This is a genomic window from Bacillus sp. OV322, assembly GCF_900112495.1.
Lineage (GTDB): Bacteria > Bacillota > Bacilli > Bacillales > DSM-1321 > Peribacillus.
The window spans coordinates 557,657-582,022 of record NZ_FOMA01000002.1 but is presented as its reverse complement, the minus strand read 5'-3'; the positions used below and the strand labels follow the sequence as shown (position 1 = coordinate 582,022).

Sequence of the window (24,366 nt, the reverse complement as noted above, 5' to 3'; positions counted from 1 at the left end):
CTTCATTAACCTTAATTGCGCAGCGGCTTGCCTTTAAGGAGCATATGCTGCATCCGCTGCTGAGATTTAGGCTGTGCTATCAAACTTAAAAATGCTTCTTTTTCCAGATCAAGCAGGTACTGTTCATCAACTTCTGTACCATATGGCACCTTGCCTCCAGCAAGTACGTAGGCCAATTTCTTGGCAATGCTCATATCGTGATCAGAAATAAATCCTGTAAGACGCATCGACTCTGCTCCCAATAATAGGGCAGCATATCCTGTTTCACCGACTACAGGAATCTTCACCCTCGCAGGAGCTGTATATCCAGATTCATACAGCGACAGTGCTGCCTGTTTGGCATCATACAGCAAATGATCAGGGTTGACGCTAATGCCGTCAGCAAAATTCAGGAAATTATTTTCACGCGCTTCATCTCCTGAAGTGGATACCTTAGCCATGGCTACTGCTTCAAACACTTTGTTGGCTACCTTTTGAAGATCAAATTCGACTCCATGCGGCATGCTCTTCAGATGCTTATAATAAAGCTCTTTTGTGCCTCCGCCTCCAGGTATTAATCCAACTCCGACCTCCACAAGCCCCATATACGTCTCAGTGGAGGCCTGAATATGTGCTGCAGGCAGGCAAACCTCCGCTCCTCCTCCAAGAGCCATATTGAAAGGAGCTGCTACTACAGGTTTTGCGCTATATTTAATTTTCAGCATCGCTTTTTGGAATTGGCTGATTACCATATCCAATTCAAAGATGTTGTCATCCTGCGCTTCCATGAGCATCATGGCGATATTGGCGCCTACGCAGAAATTTTTCCCCTGATTCCCGATTACAAGCCCCTTGTAATTCGCTTCTACTTCATCCACTGCGTAGTTAATCATCTGGATAATATCAAGTCCAATTGCATTATTAGGGGACGTAAATTCGAGCAATGCAATACCATCTCCGATATCAATCAGGCTTGCACCGCTGTTTTTCTTGATTACTCCATTTTGCTGTTTTATTTTTTTAAGATTGATCACCTTTGGATTCTCAGTGATCTCCTTGTATTCTCCGTTACTGTAATAGGAGGTTTCTCCAGCTTCCTGCCTGTAAAAAGATTCAAATCCTTTTCCAGCCATATCCTTTACCCACTGCGGCACAGTGTGGCCTTCTTTCTCCATCCTTGCAGCCGATTTTTCAAGGCCAATAGCATCCCATGTTTCAAATGGTCCCATTGACCAGCCGAATCCCCATTTCATAGCCTGGTCGATGGCAAGGATATCATCAGCGATATCACCAAGGAGTTCAGCAGAATAAAGGAGCACAGGTTTTAATACATTCCATAAAAGCTGGCCGGCACGGTCCTCACTGTATACAAGCGCTTTCATTTTTGCAGGGACGCCTTTAGCCTGCTTGCTTAATTCTGTCGATGCTGTTTTTAATTTCTTTCTTTCTTCATATTCAAGTGTTTCAGGATTCAGCTCCAGGATTTCCTTGCCTTTTTTCAAAAAGAAGCCCTGTCCGGACTTGCTTCCAAGCCATCCTTGATCAAGCATTTTTTTCATGAAATCAGGCAATCGGAAAACTTCTTTTTCTGCTCCATCTACCTGGTCATACACATTTTTGGCAACATGTGAAAAAGTATCTAAACCTACAACATCCAAAGTTCGGAATGTAGCACTTTTCGGCCTTCCGATCATCGGGCCAGTTACCGAATCCACTTCACCTACGCTATAGCCGCCTTCAAGCATTTCACGGACAGTCACCAATAGCCCGTATGTACCAATGCGGTTCGCAATAAAGTTTGGTGTATCTTTTGCTTCTACAACGCCTTTGCCTAATATATCTTCACCGAATTGCTTCATGAATGACAGCACTTCAGGATCTGTGAATTGAGTAGGAATCACTTCCAGCAACTTTAAATAACGTGGCGGATTGAAGAAATGGGTGCCGAGGAAATTTTTCTGAAAGTCCTCTGAACGGCCTTCTGCCATAGCTTCAATTGATATCCCTGAAGTATTAGAGCTTATAATGCTTCCTGGCTTGCGGTATTGATCTACTTTTGAAAAAACATTTTTTTTGACTTCCAGATTTTCAACGACAACTTCAATGACCCAGTCAATATCTTTGAGGCGCTCCCAATCATCTTCCAGGTTTCCTGCTTCAATAAGAGCGAGATTTTTTTTCGCAGTCAATGGAGCCGGTTTCTGTTTAAGAAGCTTAAGCTTGGCTGTTTGGCTGATCCGGTTGCGTACCTGTTTATCCTCCAGGGTTAAGCCTTTTTTCTTTTCATCCTCAGAAAGCTCCCGAGGAACAATATCTAATAATAAAGTTGGAATGCCGATGTTAGCAAGGTGTGCAGCAATTCCTGATCCCATTACTCCTGAACCAAGAACTGCAGCCTTTCGTATTTGACGAACCAAAATCATATCCCCCTTACGAAGTGTATTGAATGAATGCTCATTCATTTTTCTCGCAAAAAAATATAAATTCATTTTCCCTATAATAACTATAGAATATTTTAGAAAATTCCGCAATCAAAAAATACCAGAAAATTTGAATTTATTGTCCGCTTTTTTGAAAATAACTTCCTCTCATGATTGCCGGCTTCCCTGCAGAAACTATAATTGAACGCGAGGTGAATAGCATGAAAAGAAAACAAGATCCCACAAAGGCTGCAGTAAGTGCTGCAAGCGTAAAAGGAAACGCCGGTCCATCACCGGAGCAAGGCGGGAAAAATAAGGTGAACAGCCAGAACAATCAGTATAAAAGATAAATTGAAGAAGCCAATATCCTACATCAGGCTTCTTTTGACGGATAGCAGAGCCGGAAGCTCCGGACAGTCATCCCCCGCTTACCGTTAAGCTACAAAGCGGGGAAGCTCCCGTTTTATCTGGGAAAAGCCATGCTTATGGCAGCCTGGCTTTTCCCTTAAAAGTTTATTTAAAAATTCCTTTTAATACAAAGGCAACATTGGCAGGCCGCTCTGCCAGGCGCCGCATGAAATATCCGTACCAGTCTGTTCCATATGGGACATACACACGCATCTTATAGCCTTCTTTAGCAAGTTCAAGCTGCCGTTCATTGCGGATGCCAAACAGCATTTGAAACTCGAACTGGTCGTTCGGAATATTATATTCCTTTACCAGTTTTTTGGTGTACTCAATTATAACATCATCGTGGGTGGCAACTGCTGTATAGTTTCCGTTCAGAAGATGCATTTTTATGATTTTTTTGTAGTTATCATCTACATCCTTCTTTTCCGGAAAAGCTACCTCAGGTGATTCCTTATACGCACCTTTTACAAGACGGAGATTTGGGCTGTATTCATTTAGATCTTTAATATCCTGTTCAGTCCTGTAAAGATATGCCTGGATGACTGTGCCAATATTATCGTATTCTGATTTAAGCTTCTTGAAAATATCAATTGTTATTCCGCATCGGGCGAAATCCTCCATATCAATCGTAACGAACACTTGATTTTCCTTTGCCGCTTCCAGGATTCTTCTCATGTTATTCATGACAACGCTCTCATTTATATCCAGACCCATAGATGTCATTTTAAGAGAAAGCTGAGAATCCAGTCCGCGCCTGCCGATTTCCTTGATTGCCACAATGCAATTATCCGCCATTTCATTGGCTTCCTTTTCATTATCCACAAATTCTCCAAGATAATCGATAGTTACAGACAACCCCTTATTATTTAAATCCTTTATAACTTCTGAAGCAAGCTCAACTGTTTCTCCTGCTACAAATCGGGAAGCGCCGAACCTCAAACCATATCTTTTGGCCATCTTGGTCAAGCCTCTATTTTTAGATAAAAAGAGAAAAAAATTCCTCATTGTTTGTTCCATACTGCATCCCCCTGAAAACGGTTTATAGTTTATTAAAACAGAAAATAACCAAAATTTCGACACCATTATTTTATCATTTAAAACTATATTTGGATACAAATTATTGAGGTATATACCACGGGGAACAGGGAAGTTTATAGAGGAATGAATTTGCCAAGGAGGTAAAACCATGCAACAGCAAAATGAGAATCAAAACCAGCAAGGCGCCAGTGCACAAATCATGCAGCAGCCGCCCCAAATTTTATCTTCAAAAGATGCCATGTATTTGACAGACATGCTCACCTGGAACCTGCTGGCCGTAAAAAAGGCCCGCTTCTTCGCCGAACAGTCCCAGAACCCGAAAGTGGTGCAGGCACTGAATCAATGTGGTCAAATGCATCAGCGCCACTATGAAACCATCCTTTCACATTTGAATAAGGGACAGCAATCAAGCGGAAATCAGCTGCAATAAACATTTATAGAACAGGAGAATCTAAGATGCCAGATCAGAATAAGATTCAAAACCCGGAAACATCCGTTTCAAAGACAACTCAAATGAATGATCGCGACTTTTTAAATGATATGCTGACTACAGAAAAGTATTTTAATTCTTCATATTCTATTGCATTAAATGAAGCCAGCCATTCAGGGCTTTACAACGAATTGTTAAACATTTCTACTGAGGCGAAGGATATGCAGCGTACATTGTATAATTTAATGTTCGAGATGGGATGGTATTCTCTTGAAAAAGCGGAACCTCAGAAAATAAGCCAATCCTTTCAGCAGTTTACTGGTTATAAAAACCAGCTTCCCTACAGCCAGCAGGAGCTTCAATAGCATAATCTTCTTAAATAACTTGCACAGGGCACCAAGGTAGACTTGGCGCCCTGTTTTATGTTAAAGCTCATTTAGTTAGAACAGATTCTGTCCTATAAGATCTGTTTCTCTTTGACTCGTATAGCCGGTCATCTGCAAGCTGTATGAAATCCTGGAGAGTTTCGTGCATATTTGGCCTTATAGTTGCGATTCCTGCACTGACTGTCACATAAGGTTTATGAAATGATGATTCGTGGATGATCCGGAGATTTTCAACTGCAGACATCAATTCTTCAGTAAGCTCCCTCCCAGAACGGTAGTCTGTATACGGTAAAAGAACAGCAAATTCCTCCCCGCCGTACCTGAAAACTGTTCCTTTTTCGCCCGCAGCTTTTTTTAAAGCCTTAGCCGTGCTTCTTAAACAGGCATCACCTTCAATATGGCCATAAGTGTCGTTATAGCTTTTAAAGCAATCGATATCCAGCATGATTAATGAAAGTTCACTTTTTTTATCCTTCATTTCCCTCCAATGCTCTTTAATAAGAATGTCAAAGTAACGGCGGTTGGGAATCTCCGTTAAACCATCTGTCAGTGAAAGATTCTGCAATTGCTTATTCTTCTCTTTTAATAAATGATCCACCCTCATGACTTCAGTGATTTCTGTAAAAGAAAGAGCAGTTCTGCTTTTGCCTGAAGAAGCTGAAAAGGGCTGCCACTGAACAATAAGCCACTTTTCAATACGCCCAGTTTTTTTGCTTTTCAGGCCTATAATTTCTTTTTGTCCTGCTGCATGTTTTTCCTGTCCGAGGAGAACATGGCGAGTGTTTTTGACCTTGCCGTCTCTGTCTGTAACATCCCAGATGCCGGCAAACCCTTCTCCGCTTTCTATTCCAAGAATTTGTTTTCCTGCTGCATTAAGAGCAAGGAACTTCCCCTCCGCATCCGTAACTCCATATCCGCCTGGTATGCATGGTTCAAGAAGACCTGACTTTTGGATGGAACGTCTATTTAAATAACCTGCAGCACAGACAATATGCAAAAGAACGAACAGCAGCCATACAAGCCCGTTGTTTTCTCCGTATACCGCCGCCGTGGCATCTATTAAAATCAAAATAATAATATCAAAAGGGAGAGAAATTCCAAGGTGTTTTTTCCTGATCCCATTCATGTACATGTACCTGTCCTCCCGCTGTTCCCGAATAGTATATAGTACCCTGATAAACAGGATAAAAAACCCAAAAACAAGCCTAAAAACCCACTACAAAATACACAAAAAAGCGTAAGCGCCTGTCCAGCTCTCGCAGCAAAAAAAAAGACAAGCACATAAAATGCGCTTGCCTTCCTAACATACAGACTCTGCCGATTAGGAGTCAGTTGAGAACATATATTTTTTATAATGATAACGGATGCTGAAGATCAGCCCCATGCCAAGCATGTTGCCCATCAGGGAGCTTCCTCCATAGCTAATGAATGGAAGAGGGATACCCGTGATCGGCAGGACACCGATTGTCATTCCAATGTTTTGGAATACGTGAAAGGTAATCATGCTGATAACACCTACACAGAGGTACGTATAAAAATTGTTCTTGGTATCCATTCCTATTTTCGTAATGTGATAAACAAGCAAAAAGAATAAACTGATTACGATACTTGAGCCAATAAATCCGAACTCTTCTCCTATTACGGTGAAAATGAAGTCTGTATGGCCCTCTGGAAGATAGACCTCACGCCCGTTCAGACCCTTCCCTGTCGTCTGGCCAGAACCTATCGCCAATAGAGATTTTGTTAACTGAAAACCTTCGTTACTTTGGTAGTTGTATGGATCGACCCATGAATAAATCCTACCTAATTGGTATTGATGTACTCCAAGATACTTATCCAATAATTTTGGCTGCCATAAAACCAGATAAATGAGCAGTGATCCAAAAGCTGCCATTCCAGAAAAAATCGGTACGATAATTTTCCAGGTGACTCCTGAAATAATCACCATTCCTGATAAAATTGCTATTAATACAAGAGATGTCCCAAGGTCAGGCTGCTGCATGATTAATGCCAAAGGAAGGAGCGTTACGAGTCCGAGTTTAATAAGCAGCCAAAAATCTGTCTGGAGGGTCTTAACCTGATTTTTAAGATGATGGTTTGAACTGACATTCGCCAGTGCCATGATCAGAAATATTTTCATAAACTCCGAAGGCTGCAAAGAACCCATTGCCGGGACTTTAAACCAGCTTTTAGCACCATTAATGTGCGGAGCTATGCTTTCAGGTGCAACAATAATTAAAATAAGGAGAAAAATCCCAAAGCCATATGTATACCAGGATATTTTCTTTAACTGATCAGAATCAAGAGTAATGGTAGCAGCGATTAAACCTGCTCCTACTCCATACCAGATAATCTGTTTTAACAAAAAGTTTTCGCCATGATACTGCCCTGACTTCTGTGCACTGTATATGGAAATAGCACTAGCTATAAACATAAGAAATAATATAAATGCCAAGCCGTAATCTAATCGTGTGGAACCATTTTTTTCTGATTTCATGATGATAACTCTCCCTTAAAGAGGACAACGCAAATAATCCAATTAAAATACACCTTCTCATTATACTTTAATCAGACAAAATCTCAACAATATATAGACCTGGATATTTTTTCTTATTTTTCCCGTGAGATAGTTTTCGTAAACAATGCTGATATTGAACAAATGGCTGTAATTCTTCTGAAGAAGGCTCCTTTTCGCGGAGACTCACTTCCCGGCTCACACCTTACGCCCCAGCCAACCAGCACGATTGATTGACCCTTTTCTGGCAGAGCCTTTTAACATCAGGTAAAATATGAGTAAGAGCAAAAAAAGAATGGTGATAAAATGGCAAATATCCGGCAAATTGCACAGCTCGCTGGAGTATCAGTGACAACAGTTTCAAGGGTGCTCAATAATCACCCTTATGTAAGGAATGATAAAAAAGAAGCAGTCCTGCGTGCTATTGAGGAATCTCAATATTCCAGGAATATAAATGCAGTCCACCTTTCCCGGGGGAAAACCAATTTAATTGGGGTTGTCAGCCCTTATTCCAACCACCCTTACTACGGGGGAATCATTGAGGGAATCTCTAAGAAGGCCCAGGAGGCCGGCTGCCATTTGGTGATTTTCCAGACGGATTATGTAAAGGAAAAAGAGCAGGAAGCCCTGGAAATGCTGAAAATGAAACAGCTTGATGGTGTAATCATCTGCTCAAGAAGCAGCGATATTTCCTTATTAATGGAATACCTGGCTTACGGGCCAATCATTTTGTGCGAAGATACGTCACAGAAAGCTTTTTCATCGGTTAGCATTGACCACTATGCAGCCTTTTCCTGCGCACTCATGCATTTAGCAGAAAAAGGGCATAAAAGAATCGGCTACAGCCTTGGAAGAAAAAACAGCAGAAATAGCTCCCAGCGCAATAAGGCCTATAGAGATATGATTCAAAAATATGAGGCAGAGTACCAGGAAAACTGGATATTCGAAGGCTGCTATACCATGAAGGACGGCGAAGAACTTTTTCATAAATGGAGCAGGCTGAATAACAGGCCTGATGCCTTGATCATCACCAATGATGAAGCTGCAGCCGGCTGTATGATTGCAGCAAGAAAATCAGGAATTCAGATACCAGAACAATTAGCAATTGTTGGATTTGACAATAACTATATTTCAAAAATGCTGGACATTACAACCGTTTCTCTGCCGCTAGAACAGATTGGAATAACGTCCTTTGAGCTTCTTAGCAGCCAAACTGAAACCCGGCAAGTTAAGCTGGATTACACGCTTATCGAGAGGAAATCGGTTTAAACGGCATCTTCCGAATTTTACAGGAATTGATTTAATCGCATGAAAGGTAAAATAAAACTATTGCAGAATCACAAAAACTCATTTATACTGCTAACATATCAAACCGGCATCACTGCCGGACTTAATTGAATATTCCTCATTAACCGATGAGGTAGAGGCTGCGGCTTATATCAGTATAACGGACGAGATACAGTGAATATTAAAGACTCCGTTAAAAAGGATAAGCTGCCGAAGAGTGGAACCATTCCTGTTTTTCCACTCTGGAGATGTTTTCGAATAGGAACATCACTGTCACGTTTTTTTGAACGTGGGGAGCTATCTTCGGAAGGATTACACGGATATACAGCCGTCGATCTTTTTCGACGGCTGTTTTTTGTGTTTTCTTCCAAATCTAAAGGAGTGTAATACATGACAAAGCAAGCGGAGAACCAAAATAACCAGCTAAAAAGAGGACTGAAGGCAAGACACCTCAGTATGATTTCGCTAGGCGGCACCATTGGCACAGGGCTCTTTTTAGCAAGCGGCGGAGCCATCCATACAGCAGGACCCGGCGGAGCCCTGGCAGCTTATGCAGCTATTGGCATTATGGTGTATTTCCTTATGACTGGCCTGGCTGAAATGGCAGCCTTTATGCCTGTCGCCGGATCATTCAGGATATATGCTAATAAATTTGTGGATCCGGCTTTCGGATTTGCGCTTGGCTGGAACTACTGGTATAACTGGGCAATTACTATAGCAGCTGAGCTTTCTGCAGCAGTGCTTATTATGAAATTCTGGTTTCCTGACTCTCCTTCAAGTCTTTGGAGCGCCATTTGTTTAATCATCATGTTTCTTTTAAATTATCTATCCGTTAAGGGTTTTGGAGAAGCTGAATTTTGGTTTTCTTTGATTAAAGTAATAACTGTCATTATCTTTATTATTGTCGGATCTTTAATGATTTTTGGAATTATGGGCGGCAAAGCCATTGGTTTCGGTAATTTCACAATTGGAGACGCACCTTTCCACGGAGGGTTCCTGACTATCCTTGGCATCTTTATGGCAGCAGGCTTCTCTTTTCAGGGAACAGAGCTTTTAGGAATTGCAGCGGGCGAGAGTGAAAATCCCCGAAAAACCATACCTAAAGCAATCCGCCAGGTGTTTTGGCGTATTATTCTGTTTTATATACTGGCTATCCTGGTGATCGCGCTCATTATCCCATATACCAATAGCAGTCTTTTAAGCAGCGATGTTGCTGTCAGTCCATTTACATTAGTTTTCCAAAAAGCAGGATTGGCATTCTCGGCCTCCCTCATGAACGCCATCATACTGACAGCTGTTTTATCAGCCGGCAATTCAGGAATGTATGCCTCTACAAGGATGCTATGGGACATGGCCCGCGAAGGAAAGGCCCCGCACTTCTTAGGAAAGCTAGATAAAAGAGGCGTTCCGGTAAATGCTTTGATTGTAACTGCACTTGTCGGTACACTTGCTTTCTTGACGACATTCTTTGGCGACGGAGCCGTTTATATCTGGCTTCTGAATGCCTCAGGCATGTCAGGCTTCATCGCATGGGTCGGAATCGCAATCTGCCATTATCGCTTCAGAAAAGCGTATGTGGCTCAGGGAAGAGATTTAAATGAACTTCCCTACCGTTCAAAATGGTTCCCATTTGGACCGCTTTTTGCCCTAATCATTTGCATCGTGATTATATTAGGGCAAAACTATACCGCCTTCACTGGCAGTTCCATTGACTGGAGCGGTGCATTAGTTTCCTATATTGGCCTTCCGCTTTTTCTTATATTCTGGCTTGGACATAAATACATTTACAAAACAAAGATGGTTCCTTTGAAAGAGTGCGATTTTGAAAATGAACTTTAAGAAATAAGCGTTTTATATCCAATCAGGTTTTTAAAAAAATTGGCTGTTTTCGTACACTTTGTTGCTATGGAACAAGGGGTTGATTTCCGCTACAGGATGCTCCAATCAACCTGCTTTAACAATAGATTTGCCTCGAAAACTTACTAAATAACAACAACCTTTAAGAAAAGAGCCAAAAAATTACACAGGGAAAAGCATTCGTTATTAGCCATGTGCTGTACACGAATGCTTTTCCTTTTTTATTTGGCATACTCCTGCTTAGATGCGCAGCAGGGGATGCTCACCGCCTTCGCGGAAAGCGAACATCCTAAAAGCGAAGTCCAGCCACCTTTTTTCATAGCAGCATGGTTAACGAACTTAAAGCACTGCCGCAATTAATTCCATAAGCGGAAATAGATCCGGCACAAATGGCAAAGACTAAAAAAGGCTGCTCCGTAAAAATCCCAAATACTTCATATTATGAGGGAATCCTCCTTAATTATTAAGGAGGCATTAAGGAAGGATTACAGTTTCAATATAAATAGTGACACAGCCATTTCCCCTTCCCGTTTTGCCTTATGATGGTGAAGGATTAAATAAAAAAACATCAGGAGAAGAGACATGAGCAGATATATGAACCCCTTGCGCATCTTATTTTTCACATTTATTTTCATTTTTTCGGCTTCTGTAACCCATTCTGAGGCTTCATCACTAACAGCTCCTGCCATCACAAGCGGCGCTGGCGTTGTAATGGATGCTAAAACCGGAAAAATTCTATTCGGCAAAAATGCTGAGCAAAAAATGTATCCTGCCAGTTTGACAAAGGTAGCAACAGCCATTTACGCACTGGAAAAGGCAGACCCAAGAGAACTTGTTACGGTCAGCGAGAAGGCTGCTAATGAAATCGGCTCTTCCGTATATATCGAAAAAGGCGAAAAGATACAGCTAAAAAAGCTTATCGAAGGTTTTTTGATTAACTCTGGCAATGATGCGGGAGATGCAATTGCTGAGCATCTGTCTGGCAGTGAGAAGCAATTTGCCATTGACCTCAATCATTTCTTGAAGAGTGAAGTGCATGTTCAGCACACACACTTTACCAATCCGCATGGTCTCTTCAATTCTCAGCATGTAACAACAGCAGAGGATCTTGCGAAAATCACCAGGTTCGCACTTCAGAACCCTGATTTCAGGACCTTTATAGGAACTAAAGAACTGCCTTGGCATGTTAAAACCTGGGATACGACACTGGTTACCCATCATAAGCTTCTAAAAGGCGAATTCCCATATGAAGGTATCACAGGCGGTAAGACCGGTTATGTTCGCCAGGCCGGGCATACTCTGATAACTACAGCTCACAGAAACCAGCTCGATTTGATTGCAGTCACATTGAAAAATAATTCTTCAAAAAATGCTTATCTAGATACAGAAAAACTGCTGGATTATGGTTTCAATCATTTTGTGACAGCAAAGCTAAATAAAAACGAAAAGTTTAAACTGGCTGACAAAACCTACTCATTAAAAAATGATGTTTATTATACACAGGCCAAAGCTGATCATCCAAAAGTCTTAGCTATGAAAGACGGAAAACTTTCTATAAAAAACCAAGTGGGTCAGGTTATCCAATCTTTTAATCTCCAGCATATTGCATATGCTGAGGAAAAGCCGGATCTAAAAAACGCTCATTCAAAGCCCACGCCAGCACGCCATGCTTTTTTCTCTCTCTGGTCAATAGCGATATGGGTTATTATCATCGTTATATTGGCGATCATTATTAAATCGATCAGGAAAAGAAAGCAAAAAAACAAATAAAGCAGGTATATTAAAGAAGATCAAAGTGATCTTCTTTTTTGTGCTTCATTCAGCTTCAAAGTGCTGGCTTACCCTAACCTCCCCAAGAGGCTGCTGCAGCAGGAGAAAGAAACAAAACCAGCAAAAAAAAAACGGCTAAACCAAAGGTACTTGGCTTGCCGCTTTTTATTTTATCTTGCATCAGGAAAGACGCGCTTGATTGTCTGGCTGAATTCATCTGCAAATCCTTTTACAGGTTTCCCGTTCTGGAAATCATCGGAATAATTATCCAAACGCTGAACAAAGTCCGGGTTGATTGACACGTAAACTTTGTCAACAGATTTGTCGCTTTCTTTAACCTGATCTGCTATCTTATTTTCCAGGCTGCCAGTCACATCTTTAACATTCCTATCCGCCAGCACGGCACCTACATATGCAGTATGGTCTGCCAGGACTACTCTTGCATGCTTGACGTCTTTCAGTGCTTCCACACGATTAGCTACTTTATCAGAGAAGCTGTAATCATTGTCATGACGATTTGTCATCTGATTATCGTTGCCATTATTTACATTATCATTATTCATGATATCAGGGCGGTTATTGTCTCCAGTATTCCTGACATCCATCGTGTTATTGCGGTCTTTATGGTTGCTTGTATTCAACCCCAGATTTCTTTTTCCATCATTATTATGATCAGCGGCACACCCAGCGATAAAAAGCGCCAAAGCACCGCTTGCTGCTACAGCAAACTTCATTTCCCTTCACTCCTTTATAATGTTTATATGTTTACTATCCGTCTTTTCCAATTAAATATTCAGCGAAAAAATGGAAAAAAAAGCGAAGTGCCTCGAAAGCCCCGACATGCATAAGAAGCGCAGGAATAGAAGGTGCTCTTTACCTTTAATTCTGATGTGACTAATGACCTCGAGAGGCTAGGCGCTGTAGCTGGATTACATAAGAAGCGTAAGCGCCTCGAAAGCCTCGACAAGCATAAGGCGCATCAGAATAGAAGGGTGCTCTTCCCTTCAATTCTGATGTGACTTATGACCTCGAGAGGCTAGGCGCTGCAGCTGGATTACATAAAAAGCACAAGCGCCTCTAGCGGATCAAAGACTAAGAACGCCGCGTCCTGCGGCAGCGTCTTTGTGACCCCCATCCTTGGGGCCTAACCATAAGCCACGCGGGAATGCTACTGCCGCAAATAAAAAAACACCTCTTTGTAGAGGTGCCTGCAAAACCATTCATACTGCTATTGTTTATCTCATACGTACAGAAGGATGCCTTTTTTTCTTTCCTTTTACTGCCTTCCAGATTTGCTTAAAGGATTCTGGAGAAGCTTTAGCAGAATCCATAGTGTATTGGACCGCTTCCTTTTTGTATTCCATATCCTCTGCAATTTCCTGCTGTGTTTCGGTTAGTTTATCTGTCTCCGTTTTGATGAGCTGGGTTTTAGCCTGCATCCTTCCTGCAGTTTCCGACAAGCTGGCTAAAGCTGGTTTTGTGTCTTTATATGTCTTTATGGCAGATATAGCCAGATATATTAAAGATCCTGCAACCAGAATGATGCTTGCGTAAACAATAATCATGTTTTATCCTCCTTCTGCAAAAATCTTTATTCACTTTAAGAAAAGGCTCTGTCCCAGCTTTCCAGCTGATATCTGTACAAACGCCTTTGCCCAGCTTATTGGTTCATGCGGGCTTCGCTTTAATCCCCTAAGGATTTAAGCAGCTTTCAATCCAAAAATCAAGTGCATATATCAGCCGTTTCACACAACCTTAAAAAGCTGCCCTGCACCGGCTGAATGAACCTTTGCTGTGCATTCACTCATTACATATATTTACCCACTCTTTCAGGCAAAAAACAAGAACTGCAGAAAAATTACGCAGAAAAAAAGCCGGGAAGAACAAGTCCCGGCTTTTTGCTTTGTTATTCACCTGATGTTTGAGCCTTTGGAGCCCCTTCATCATGATTATAATCATACTTATTAGGATCTATAGGCTTGAAACCTTTTGGTGTATAAAATCTTAATAAATCTCCGTTGACGACTTCATCAGAAAGTCTTAGCGTGTTTTCAACCATCTTTTCATCGCTGATGATTTCATCATTCTTCTTAACCAGTTCGCCTGTCTTTGAATCATAGTACTTTCCGTTAAGCGATGTTATTTTTGGAGAAACAAAATCTCCATTTCGGAAAGGAACTACTTGGCGATGCTGCTTTGAGAGCAGATCTGATCCAAACTGCACATAATCCTTTGTATCAATTCCAAGCAAGTGCATAAGAGTTGGCATTAAATCAACCTGGCCGCCGTATTGGTGCATTTGGCCGCCCTTCACTCCTGGAACATGAATGAACAATGGCACACGCTGAAGCTGTGCATTTTCAAACTTGTTGACATCTTTGCCCAATAGCTGGGACATTGCTTTATTATGGTTCTCAGAAATACCATAGTGGTCACCATACATAATAATAATTGAATTATCATATAGACCTGACTTTTTCAGGTAATCAAAGAATTGGCGGTATGCTTCATCTTCATATCGAGCTGTCTGGAAGTATCCATCAACAGAAGAGTCTCCTGTTGTTGCTTTAGGGATTGTAGCATCTGCCGGATCCAAAGGATATGGGAAGTGATTGGAAAGCGTAATGAACTTCGCATAAAATGGCTGCGGCAATGTTTTAAGCATTGGAATGGATTCCCGGAAGAAAGGCTTATCCTTTAATCCATAATTCATTACATCATTATCATTCATATCATAGTAGCTGGCATCAAAGAATTTATTATAACCCAGTGATTTATAAATCTTGTCTCTGTTCCAGAAGGTTTTGTAGTTCCCGTGGAATACAGCGGACGTGTAGCCTTTTTCACCAAGTATGCCTGGTGCTGCCTGATAGGTGTTTTGAGCCTGTGTAGTAAAAGCTGCACCCTGCGGCAGACCGAATAATGAGTTTTCAAGCATAAATTCTGCATCAGCAGTTTTCCCTTGTCCTGTCTGATGGAAGAAATTATTGAAATACATGAAGTCTTTATTATTATTCGCAAGAGAATTCAAAAACGGTGTAACTTCCTGTCCGTTAAGCTTGTAATTAATCAGGAAATTCTGTGTTGATTCCAAATGCAGGTAAATGACATTTTTTCCTTTTCCTTTTCCAAAATAAGCAGGATTAGGAGGGGACTGTGCTGCCTTTGTATAGTTTACAACCTCAGCAATATCTGTGCTGTTGGCTGTGGCACGCTGTGCATAGGTTTTTGTGTTTTGAATGGCATCATAAACGGTGTAGTTGTACATGCCTAAATATTTCACGATATAATTCCTGTCAAAGGTTCTTGACAGAAGCTGCGGACGGTCTTTCTCTGCAAGTGCAAGATTAATCGAGAAAGTAAAAATTGCCAGGATGAAAACAGAAGCAACTGTACGGCGCTTCATCTTGATTTGTTCCGGCTTTATAATTTTCACATTGTAAAGCACGATTAAAATAATAGTATCAAGGAAATATAAGATATCATAGGGTTTAAGCAGTGCAGTGACACTTTGTCCTAAATCACCAGCATTTTTCACCTGTGTCAGTGTAGGCAGTGTGATAAAATCGCTGAAGAAACGGTAATACGTAAAGTTGGCATATAATAGGAACGACAGGACCAAATTCAGGGCAATGATCCACTTATATGCTTTTTTGCCCTTTGCTAAAAGCGCTAATCCAAAAATGAATATGGCTGAGCTTATCGGATTGATGAACAGCAGGAATTTCTGCATGGCATTATCTATGCCTAAATTTAGTTCCACTCTATATCCGATATAGGTTTTTATCCAAAACAAAACAACTGCTATTAAGAAAAAGCCCAGCAATCTTTGAGTCAGTAAATCCCTGCTCTTTTTCAACAAGTTATTCATGATTTCACCTCTATCAATCTAGTGGTAATAATTTTTTAAGTAAAATGTAAAAAGCTCTCTTACCGGTTGACTAAGAGAGGCGTACATGCACGACTAATGATAACTGCGGGTGAATAATAAGTCAACAGCACTCCGCTGTTTACCCGTAATTACCATCGTGCCCCTCTTACTGGTTTTACAAATTATAACATCGGCATAAGGACAGGTTAAGGTTCTAAATACTCAATTATCATATGAACGAGCTTTTACAAAAATTACATGAAATTATTACATTTTTAACAATAAACAATAACATGTTTAATACTATAAACAATTTAAAGGAAAATGACCAATAAATATAACTTCCACATTTATACCCTTTTTTCCCTTTTTATACCTCTTTGAATTTTTTCTTTCTTTAAATAAAAAAAGCCAACTTTAATCAAGCAGCACCCGGCAGGTTGATGTTATTTTCAAGACTTTACTATTATAAATGATTCCTTACTATATTTCCACTATATTACATATACAGCGATAATTCAGATTTTTCGATGCAGCCCTGCCATTCCCCGATTAACCCTCATTTTCCAGAAGTTTCATGATATAATGAGTGCTTAAGCTTCACTTGACCATAGCTTTCAAAAAGATTAAAGGAAGTGTTCCCGATGAAATCACTTTTCTCAAGGATACTGCCGAAACAAAAGTCGATAACCCTTGAGTTCTGCCAAAATAATCTGGATCAATTTATTCAGGACGATGAAAGTTTTTCCGCATATAGAGAAATTTTGACTAAGCCGGGTGTCCATTACAAAGAGTATGAATGTCTAAGCAACTGCCTTATTTGCCGGACACAGCCATATTGCAGGATAAATGGGGAAACAATAACAGGACAGGATCCGACAGATCTGCTGTATAAAATAAAAGAAATAGCAAAACTTTAAGATGACAGCAAGCCTATCCATACGCAATGTGCAGGGCATCGGCAGAATAGTGAACATTGCCTGCTAAAATACCGGCACGTGCTGTATAATAAACATGCAAAAAACACTATGAAAATTTTTCATGTACAGGAGAATTCTAATTAGGGAGTGAGAAAGATAGTTAAAAGAGGCATACCGAATTTATTTACATTATTTAACTTATTTTTCGGTTTTCTATCGGTAATGTTTTCAGCACAAGGACACTACAAAAATGCAGCAATCCTTATATTAATAGGAATGATGCTGGACAGCATGGATGGGCGTATAGCAAGAATGCTGAATGCAGAAAGCGAATTGGGAAAAGAACTCGATTCACTTGCAGATATTGTAACCTTCGGAGTTGCACCTGCCATGATGGCATATTACACCTTCTTCTCCGATTTCGGAGTTGCCGGGATGGCAATTGCCGGTTTATTTCCTTTATTTGGCGCCTACAGGCTGGCGCGGTTCAATATTAATGCAGTAAAATCTTCTCTGCACTATTTCACAGGAGTTCCTATTACAGCAGGAGGAGGGCTTTTAACTTTATTTACCCTGCTTCATGGCAAAATGCCTGTGTTTATTTTACCTCTGGCATTTATCGTCATATGTATCCTTATGGTAAGCAAAATAAAGATTCCAAGCTTAAAGGAAATTCCTCTCCCTAAATACGGGACCATCATTACACTTTTTCTGGCTTATGCAACTTATATGGTTTTTGAGAAAAAGCCTAAAGATTTTCCTTATTTTATTTATGTAGCTATTCCTTTATACATTGCCTTCATCAGCTACCAGCTCGTCAAAAAAAATGAAAAAAGGAAAGAAAACAGCAGCCGCAAATGAAACGGCTGCTGTTTTCTTTTCAAATTAGAATACTAAGTTAGGGATATGCCGCAAAAGTGTGATATTATTTTTATTGGGCAAATTTTACGAAAGTAAAAGACGCAAAGCCACGGGCCTAAAGCAGTCATTACTTGTCATGGCGGCCGGGTTGCCAGAATTTCATATTGATAAATTCTGTCCCTTTCTAATTTGCCTAATAAATTAGCTAAAAGAGGGAAATAAATGCTGTATCCATCAGTCACGTTGAATCATGCGAATGAAAGACATATTGTTAAAGATCAGAACCATTGTGAATGCGGAGTTCGATATCATACTTTTCCGACCTTCACTAAAAAGGATTTTAAAAAAATCCAGTTCAAACACATTAAAGAAATCACTTGTCCTCATTGCAAAGCCACCTTTCAATAAGATGGCTTTTCAGCATTTCCCATACTTTCCCCTTCAGGTTTTCATTTACTCTATTTTTCCTTCAACCGCAATTTCCTTCCAGCTTCCGCCTTTATCATTAGAAATATACACATTATTACTTGACGTAGATAATGCCAGTTGGTTATCATCTTCAGGGTTTTCTGCTAAATAGAGCACAGGATTTTCTGAGGTGCCTTCTATACTGGACATAGCCGACAGTTTTTTTGTTTTGTAATCCAGCCTGTAAAGAAGTATTTCATTTTCATTGGCAGCGGCAAACAAAATGTCATTTTTCCCATACGACATCGAGGTGACTGGATCGGGTGTTGGAAATAATACAAAATCATTTCCATAATTGCTTGATAAAAAGATTCCCTCCCTGCCGTATAAAGCAAATAACTTTTCATCGAGCGGATGCGCTGCCATCCCTCCCAGCTGCTTTGATGTCATCCCCTTCAGCCGGCTTTTAGTCCAGGTGCCGCCTTCATCTTTTGTATAAAAAATCCCTGCTCCAATCTTGGAATTTTTCTGCTGATTCAAAGCGTATACTATCCCGCTTTCATATCCGGCAGCCAAGGCGTGAAAGTCGGTTTCTCCATAAAACGAAAGCTTGTTTAGTGTCCTTCCGTTATCACTGCTTTTCACAAGTCCAAGCGGATCTTTCCAATGGGAGCCTTTGTCAGGATGGCCACTTGCATAAAAACCATTTTTGATCGTCTGGAATCCCATATAATCATGTTTATTTTTCGAGGTTGTGAACCACTTGTTTCCGGAATACTTTAAGATGCCTTTATGTGTGGCGATAAGAAGTTCATTTTCTCCCGTAAAACCAATTCCATGTACATGCTGAAACGTTGTTTTTTGCTGATGCTTAAAGAATGGCTGATCCTGCTTGCTTTCATCCTTTGTGCAGGCACCCAGAACAAAGAATACTAAAGCTGCAAGCAAAGCCAAAGGAAGAAACCTTCCAAAATACTTTTTCATATGTACAGACTCCTTCAACAATAAAGTGAACTTTCACACTCATCTCCTGCTGTGATTTCTCTGATGATTCTTTTGTGCCTATTTGAGTTTTAGGATGGGACAGCTGAGGTAACTCTAACTATATATTAAATACTTTATCAAACGCGGTGAAAAAAAGGAAAATAACATTTCTGTTTGATATAAATCTTTTTTAATCAGGGACACAGATAACCGCAGCAGCATTTCACCGCATTGAAGGGAGACTAATTTATGGATACTACTGTAGTAAAAACGTTGTTCTTTTCTGATGATGGCAGTATACCCAATCATCCAAGCCTGCCTGTTTTAATCTATCCTGGGGTTTTAAGAGACAAAGCCGGACAAACGGAATCCATTTTCAACCGGAATAATTGGGGAAACAGCTGGCAAAATGGAGTATTTGATTATCACCATTATCACAGCAATGCCCATGAAGTACTAGGGGTTATGAAAGGATCCGCCACACTAATGCTTGGCGGGGAAAATGGAAAGCAAATTGAAGTCCGCGAAGGAGATGTGCTTGTGCTTCCTGCTGGTACAGGCCATAAGAGGATACACGCAAGCAGCACCTTTAAAGTGGCAGGAGCCTACCCGGGAGGCATGGATTATACTACAAAAACCGGCAAATCCAGCGAACGCCCCCAAGTTCTAAAAGAGATCCAGGACGTACCGCTTCCCGATAATGATCCGATCTTCGGAAAAGATGGCCCTCTTATGGACCATTGGAATATTCGCTGATATACAAGAAGGGAAACCCATTCAGGGTTTCCCTTCCTTCTATCTATTATATAATTTTAGTACCCGTCTCTATATATGATTCTTTTTTCTCAGAGCTTTGAAGCTCATCAAGTGTTTTATCTTTTTCAATACGGTGCATTTCCAGTACCTCTTCAGTCGGAGGGATGATTAAGCTTGTAATCACAATGACCAGCCCTGAAACAACAGCTCCGGACAGCCCCGGGTTATGCCATAATTCAGTTATAAGCCCCAAAAATCCTGATGAGTCTGAATCAGGTCCCGGAACTGAAAATATAGAAGTTAAAATATAATAAATTAATCCGGCTGTAATGCTTGCCCATACGGCAGGTGTGCTCACTCTTTTCCAAAAAGGGCCAAGAACCAGAGGCCAGAAAAGGGTAACGAACACAATATCCCATGCCAGATAAGCAAGGTTGATGATTTTTTGGAAACCAAGTGAAAGGGCAAGACCTAACATTGCGCTTACTACAATAGCCAACCTTGAAAAAAGCAGAAGTTTTTTCGGATCTGGATTTGGATTAATAAAATCCAGATAAATATTTTTTGTTACGATTCCTGACGCCGCCACATAGCAGGCAGCAAGTGTGGACATTCCCATCGCTGCCATAGCGGTTAAAAAGATGGCTGAAATGACAGGCGGAAAATATCCTTGTGCAAATGCAAGCATGAGTGTTTCAGGATTCGAGCTATGAGGGAAAATGGTTTTAAATGCTTCCCCAAGCATCCCCGGTATCCAGCTGATTGAAATAACGATGCTGCCTGCAATAATCATGCTCAAGTATGCAACCCTCGGGTTTTTTGCTGCTGCAACCCGCTGCCCCAAGTCAGCTGCGGGGATGTCTCCAAGAGCCAGTATCAGGTATAGTGACCAAAATCCTGCACCGCCTTTGTTGAAAAGATGGCTGACATTCCACCAATTCGGATTGAAAGTGAAATCATGATACTTCAAGATAATGACAAGGGCAATGCCAAGTATCCCGATGATAGCAAATAAACCCTGGACAATCTCTGTATAAGCCACTGCCCATAAGCCCCCAACCACAGAGTAAATGACAGTCAGACTGACAAACAAAATGGCTGCAGGAATAAAACCGATTCCAAAAATATTCTGGATGATATATGTTCCGCCGACAGTCAGGGCCCCGGCATTGAATAATCCAAATGCCACGGCCATTACGCTGCCGGTATAGGCTCCCAGTTTTTTGCTTGCGTATCTTAAGCCGTAATAATCTGCAATCGTCCATCCCTTCAGCCTTCTTAGAGGTTTGGTCCAGATCAGCGCGCCTAAAATCATGCAGGTGCCGAGTCCGGCCATTGTGGCAGTCCCTTCAAAGCCCCCGTCATTATAGCCTGATCCGACTGCTGCAAAAAAGAAAGGTGCAGCAAGCAGAGCAGCAACAAGACTTCCGGTTACGACATAAAGAGGCATACTCCAGCCGGCTACAATCAAATCCTCTGCCGTATTGATTCTTTGATAGCCTTTAAAGCCAATATAGTAAATAAAGATAAGATATATACAAAAGGTAAATATTGCGATCACTTAACATCCTCCATACTAAAATAGTGTACAGGTCTCACATGGCACCTGCACATATTCTTACAATCTGGTCTTGCTTTTAACGTGCATCAAGAAACCCCATTGAAAATTCAGAGTCAGCTTAAGGAGGCTCACCGCCCGCCATGCGGAAGCGGGCACCCCTGAGCAGAAATCAGCCACCTTGTTTCATAGCAGCAAAATTCACAAAAACAGCCATTCACTTCTTTATCCGTTCATGACAACTCCGCCATTGGGACCTAAAATCTGCCCTGCATAAAAACTGGCAGAATCCGAAGCAAGGAATAACACACTTTTGGCAATTTCTTCAGGAGCTGCAAGTCTTTTCAGCGGATATTTGGCAGACTCTTCTTCAATATAATTCTCGCCAAATGCTTTAAGAATATCTGTCAAAGTTCCGCTTGGTGCAACTGCATTGACTAAGATGTCCGGTCCAAGCTCTCTGGCAAGCGCTTTTGTAAAGGCGTTGATCCCGCCTTTTGCAGCTGAGTAATGAGTGAACTCCTCACACCCCAGGCTCCCCAGGTCAGAGGAAATATTGATGATTCTTCCCCGTCCTTTTTCCTTCATCCTTTTTGCAGCAGCTCTTGCATTGTAAAAAGTGCCATATAAATGAACCTTTATCATCCGATCCCATTGTTCATCACTTAGGTCAGTAATAAGGGAGGATTGTGCGAACCCGGCATTGTTCACTAGAATATCAATACTGCCAAGTTGTTCATCCATATATGTGAACATGCTTTCCACCTGCGCGGAATCTGAAACATCTGCAAAATAGGCCAGGGCCTTCACGCCATGTTTTTCGGCTGCCGCTTTCACCTCTTCAGCCTCTTCATGATTGCCCGTATAATTAATCAGGATATTGGCTCCCTCACTAGCGAACCCAAGGGCAATGGCTCTTCCAATACCTTTGCTGGAGCCAGTAACCAATACATTCTTTCCCTGAAATTTCATAAAAATCTTCCCCTCCCTTAAATCTTAAATTTACCGACAAGCTCTTGAAGCTCTTCGGCTGTCTTTCCCAGAGAATTTGAGGTTGCTTTGATTTCTTCCATAGAAGAAAGCTGTTCATAAGTAGCATCAGAGACACGCCCCGAGAATTCCGATGTACTTTGAGCAGTAGCCTTCATTTCATTTACCGATGCTGCAACTTCTTCTGATGAAGCAGAAATTTGTTCAGAGGCTGCAGATACCTCATGAATCTGCATGGCCACCTCTTCTGCAGAATCCAAGATTCGCTTGAATACTTCACCAGCTTCATTTGTAAGCTTCAAACCTGCTTCAACATTTTCTTCTCCTTCTTCCATAACAGAAATGGAGGAAGCAGAATCCTGCTGAATATCCCTTATTAGCTCCGTAATTTGAGTGGCTGAACTTGCAGATTGCTCCGCCAGTTTTCTTACTTCATCAGCAACTACCGCAAAACCCTTGCCATGTTCTCCGGCACGGGCAGCTTCAATGGCAGCATTCAGGGCTAATAAGTTGGTTTGATTGGCAATGTCAGATATAATCCGGACAAAATCATCTATTTTTGTTGTATTGTCATTTAACTTGATGATCGCACTGCCAATTTGATTCACAGAGGTATTAATCAGGCTCATCTGCTGAATTAATCGCTGAATGATATGGTTTCCATCCTTCGCTTCACGTGAAGTAAGCGTGGAAGACTCTGAAACTATAAAGGATGATCCTGCAATTTTCTGAATTCCATAGGCAGTTTCTTCAATAGCTGCTGCACTTTCTTCGGTCGTCCTTAATGTAATTTCATTGCCCTTTGCGACCTTCGCCACATCATCTGAAACCTTCATTGAATAGTCATACGTTTCAGATGCGTTTGCTGAAAGCTCTTCTGCTGAGGCCGCAAGATAGCTCGAAGTATCATGAATATTGGTAATCAGCCCATTTAAGTTTTTCACCATCTCACCGATGGATCCTGATAGCCTGCCCACTTCATCCTTGGATGCTGCAGCTAAATTGATATCCACCGTCAAATCTCCTTTTGCGATGCTGTCTGCGATGCCAACCATTTTTTTCAAAGGCCTAAGGAGCCTGTTTATTACAAAATAGAGCAGTGACATCATGACAATCAGCCCGCCAAGGGAGATGAGAATCTGATTTAATATAGAAGAATTTAAAGATTTGTTTATGTACTCTGCCGAATAGTCAATTCCCAGCACAGCAATTGTTTCACCGTTATAGGTAACAGGTGTAAATACTGTTCTCCAAGTGCCGAAGCTGTCCTTAAAAATATCCGTAACCTGAGGCTTCCCTGTTGAAATTGCAAGTTTCGCTGTTTTCAAATGGATGGGAGCAATATCCTTGAATAATTGGCCTGGCTTATAAATTTCATTTAAGTCACTGGTATATCCAATCGGAGTAAATCCGCCCTGATCCGGTTTCCAAATATAACTCCAGCTCATGATTCCCTGTTCTTTTTTTATGGAATCAAGCTCTTTTTGGACATTCTTGAAAACAAAGTCATCTGAACTTGAAACACTGAGAAGCTGATGGATCTGTTCAGGATTCAAGTTCTTTTCTGTAAGCAGGCCGACACTGCTCAGTTCATGCTGTAAATCTTCCTGCATCTTACGCTCTAAACTGTAAATGCTTGTGCCAGAAAGTATACCCGTTAAAATCAACACAGTAATAAAGACAATAATTAAAATCTTGTTCCGAAGTGAAAGCTTTTTTATCATAAGTTTTCTCCTTTTTTAAATTGGCTCTTTTCTTAAAGATTGTTGTTTTTTAAGATGTTCTGTGAGGCGATCCTGTTGTTATACCGACCGGGTTGATTGGAGTGTAAGGTGCGAGACTCCTGTGGGATTAGCGGGAAGTTGAGACCCCGCAAGCGCAGCTGAGGAGGCTCACCCCCCGCCCCACGGAAAGCGAGCATCCTG

At 41.1% G+C, this 24,366-nt stretch carries 20 protein-coding genes and 2 riboswitches; of the genes, 9 read left to right on the top strand and 11 right to left on the bottom strand.

Going from position 1 to position 24,366, the window contains the following annotated elements:
- Positions 1–11: 11 nt before the first annotated feature.
- Positions 12–2,402, bottom strand: coding sequence for a 3-hydroxyacyl-CoA dehydrogenase/enoyl-CoA hydratase family protein (locus BM126_RS07065; RefSeq protein ID WP_371261425.1), 2,391 nt, complete (start codon positions 2,400–2,402; stop codon positions 12–14).
- 218 nt (positions 2,403–2,620) lie between these two features.
- Here BM126_RS07065 and BM126_RS07060 point away from each other — a divergent pair, with 218 nt between their 5' ends.
- Positions 2,621–2,749, top strand: coding sequence for a YuzL family protein (locus tag BM126_RS07060; RefSeq protein WP_083392113.1), 129 nt, complete (start codon positions 2,621–2,623; stop codon positions 2,747–2,749).
- A 163-nt stretch (positions 2,750–2,912) separates the two neighbouring features.
- On the opposite strand, the gene BM126_RS07055 is transcribed toward BM126_RS07060, so the two are convergent.
- A complete protein-coding gene (locus BM126_RS07055; RefSeq protein ID WP_090988846.1) occupies positions 2,913–3,827 on the bottom strand; it encodes a proline dehydrogenase family protein in 915 nt (304 codons plus the stop codon).
- Positions 3,828–3,996: 169 nt separating this feature from the next.
- On the opposite strand from BM126_RS07055, the gene BM126_RS07050 reads away from it, so the two are divergent.
- Both BM126_RS07050 and BM126_RS07045 read left to right on the top strand, forming a co-directional pair.
- The gene (locus BM126_RS07050; RefSeq protein ID WP_090988845.1) at positions 3,997–4,278 is read left to right on the top strand and encodes a hypothetical protein; all 282 of its coding nucleotides are present in this window, start codon (positions 3,997–3,999) and stop codon (positions 4,276–4,278) included.
- A 26-nt stretch (positions 4,279–4,304) separates the two neighbouring features.
- Complete coding sequence (locus BM126_RS07045) at positions 4,305–4,643, top strand: spore coat protein (RefSeq protein ID WP_090988844.1); 339 nt, start codon at positions 4,305–4,307, stop codon at positions 4,641–4,643.
- Positions 4,644–4,710: 67 nt separating this feature from the next.
- Here the strand turns inward: BM126_RS07045 and BM126_RS07040 are convergent, their stop codons facing one another.
- Together BM126_RS07040 and BM126_RS07035 are read right to left on the bottom strand one after the other, a co-directional pair.
- The gene (locus tag BM126_RS07040; RefSeq protein ID WP_090988843.1) at positions 4,711–5,796 is read right to left on the bottom strand and encodes a GGDEF domain-containing protein; all 1,086 of its coding nucleotides are present in this window, start codon (positions 5,794–5,796) and stop codon (positions 4,711–4,713) included.
- 189 nt (positions 5,797–5,985) lie between these two features.
- Positions 5,986–7,161 carry an FtsW/RodA/SpoVE family cell cycle protein gene (locus tag BM126_RS07035; protein ID WP_090988842.1) on the bottom strand — a complete coding sequence of 392 codons (1,176 nt, stop codon included), beginning with the start codon at positions 7,159–7,161 and terminating at the stop codon, positions 5,986–5,988.
- Between the two features lie 324 nt (positions 7,162–7,485).
- On the opposite strand from BM126_RS07035, the gene BM126_RS07030 reads away from it, so the two are divergent.
- The 3 genes from BM126_RS07030 to BM126_RS07020 all read left to right on the top strand — a co-directional run bounded on the left by BM126_RS07030 (position 7,486) and on the right by BM126_RS07020 (position 12,093).
- A complete protein-coding gene (locus BM126_RS07030) occupies positions 7,486–8,448 on the top strand; it encodes a LacI family DNA-binding transcriptional regulator (protein WP_090988841.1) in 963 nt (320 codons plus the stop codon).
- A gap of 144 nt (positions 8,449–8,592) precedes the next feature.
- Positions 8,593–8,774: riboswitch (Lysine riboswitch) on the top strand.
- Positions 8,775–8,856: 82 nt separating this feature from the next.
- Positions 8,857–10,305 (top strand): amino acid permease, encoded by a 1,449-nt coding sequence (locus BM126_RS07025; protein WP_090988840.1) that lies wholly within the window; start codon positions 8,857–8,859, stop codon positions 10,303–10,305.
- 600 nt (positions 10,306–10,905) lie between these two features.
- Positions 10,906–12,093 (top strand): D-alanyl-D-alanine carboxypeptidase family protein, encoded by a 1,188-nt coding sequence (locus BM126_RS07020; RefSeq protein WP_090988839.1) that lies wholly within the window; start codon positions 10,906–10,908, stop codon positions 12,091–12,093.
- A 170-nt stretch (positions 12,094–12,263) separates the two neighbouring features.
- Here the strand turns inward: BM126_RS07020 and BM126_RS07015 are convergent, their stop codons facing one another.
- The 3 genes from BM126_RS07015 to BM126_RS07005 form a co-directional block, all read right to left on the bottom strand.
- Positions 12,264–12,827 carry a YhcN/YlaJ family sporulation lipoprotein gene (locus tag BM126_RS07015; protein ID WP_090988838.1) on the bottom strand — a complete coding sequence of 188 codons (564 nt, stop codon included), beginning with the start codon at positions 12,825–12,827 and terminating at the stop codon, positions 12,264–12,266.
- Between the two features lie 501 nt (positions 12,828–13,328).
- A complete protein-coding gene (locus BM126_RS07010) occupies positions 13,329–13,658 on the bottom strand; it encodes a DUF948 domain-containing protein (protein ID WP_090988837.1) in 330 nt (109 codons plus the stop codon).
- Positions 13,659–13,999: 341 nt separating this feature from the next.
- Complete coding sequence (locus tag BM126_RS07005) at positions 14,000–15,964, bottom strand: lipoteichoic acid synthase (RefSeq protein ID WP_090988836.1); 1,965 nt, start codon at positions 15,962–15,964, stop codon at positions 14,000–14,002.
- 644 nt (positions 15,965–16,608) lie between these two features.
- On the opposite strand from BM126_RS07005, the gene BM126_RS07000 reads away from it, so the two are divergent.
- Positions 16,609–16,884, top strand: a complete 276-nt coding sequence (locus BM126_RS07000) for a DUF1450 domain-containing protein (protein WP_090988835.1) — start codon at positions 16,609–16,611, stop codon at positions 16,882–16,884.
- A gap of 147 nt (positions 16,885–17,031) precedes the next feature.
- Positions 17,032–17,745 carry a CDP-diacylglycerol--serine O-phosphatidyltransferase gene (gene pssA, locus BM126_RS06995; RefSeq protein WP_090988834.1) on the top strand — a complete coding sequence of 238 codons (714 nt, stop codon included), beginning with the start codon at positions 17,032–17,034 and terminating at the stop codon, positions 17,743–17,745.
- Between the two features lie 66 nt (positions 17,746–17,811).
- A riboswitch (cyclic di-GMP riboswitch) is annotated at positions 17,812–17,901 on the top strand.
- Between the two features lie 297 nt (positions 17,902–18,198).
- On the opposite strand, the gene BM126_RS06990 is transcribed toward pssA, so the two are convergent.
- Positions 18,199–19,137 (bottom strand): F510_1955 family glycosylhydrolase, encoded by a 939-nt coding sequence (locus BM126_RS06990; RefSeq protein WP_090988833.1) that lies wholly within the window; start codon positions 19,135–19,137, stop codon positions 18,199–18,201.
- A gap of 249 nt (positions 19,138–19,386) precedes the next feature.
- On the opposite strand from BM126_RS06990, the gene BM126_RS06985 reads away from it, so the two are divergent.
- Positions 19,387–19,893 (top strand): cupin domain-containing protein, encoded by a 507-nt coding sequence (locus BM126_RS06985; RefSeq protein WP_090988832.1) that lies wholly within the window; start codon positions 19,387–19,389, stop codon positions 19,891–19,893.
- A 46-nt stretch (positions 19,894–19,939) separates the two neighbouring features.
- Here BM126_RS06985 and BM126_RS06980 read toward each other — a convergent pair whose 3' ends face one another.
- The 3 genes from BM126_RS06980 to BM126_RS06970 all read right to left on the bottom strand — a co-directional run bounded on the left by BM126_RS06980 (position 19,940) and on the right by BM126_RS06970 (position 24,165).
- Positions 19,940–21,454 carry a sodium:solute symporter family protein gene (locus tag BM126_RS06980; protein ID WP_090988831.1) on the bottom strand — a complete coding sequence of 505 codons (1,515 nt, stop codon included), beginning with the start codon at positions 21,452–21,454 and terminating at the stop codon, positions 19,940–19,942.
- A gap of 222 nt (positions 21,455–21,676) precedes the next feature.
- A complete protein-coding gene (locus BM126_RS06975) occupies positions 21,677–22,423 on the bottom strand; it encodes a 3-oxoacyl-ACP reductase family protein (protein WP_256213003.1) in 747 nt (248 codons plus the stop codon).
- A 17-nt stretch (positions 22,424–22,440) separates the two neighbouring features.
- Entirely contained in the window at positions 22,441–24,165 is a 1,725-nt protein-coding gene (locus BM126_RS06970) for a methyl-accepting chemotaxis protein (protein WP_090988829.1), read from the bottom strand.
- Positions 24,166–24,366 lie beyond the last annotated feature (201 nt).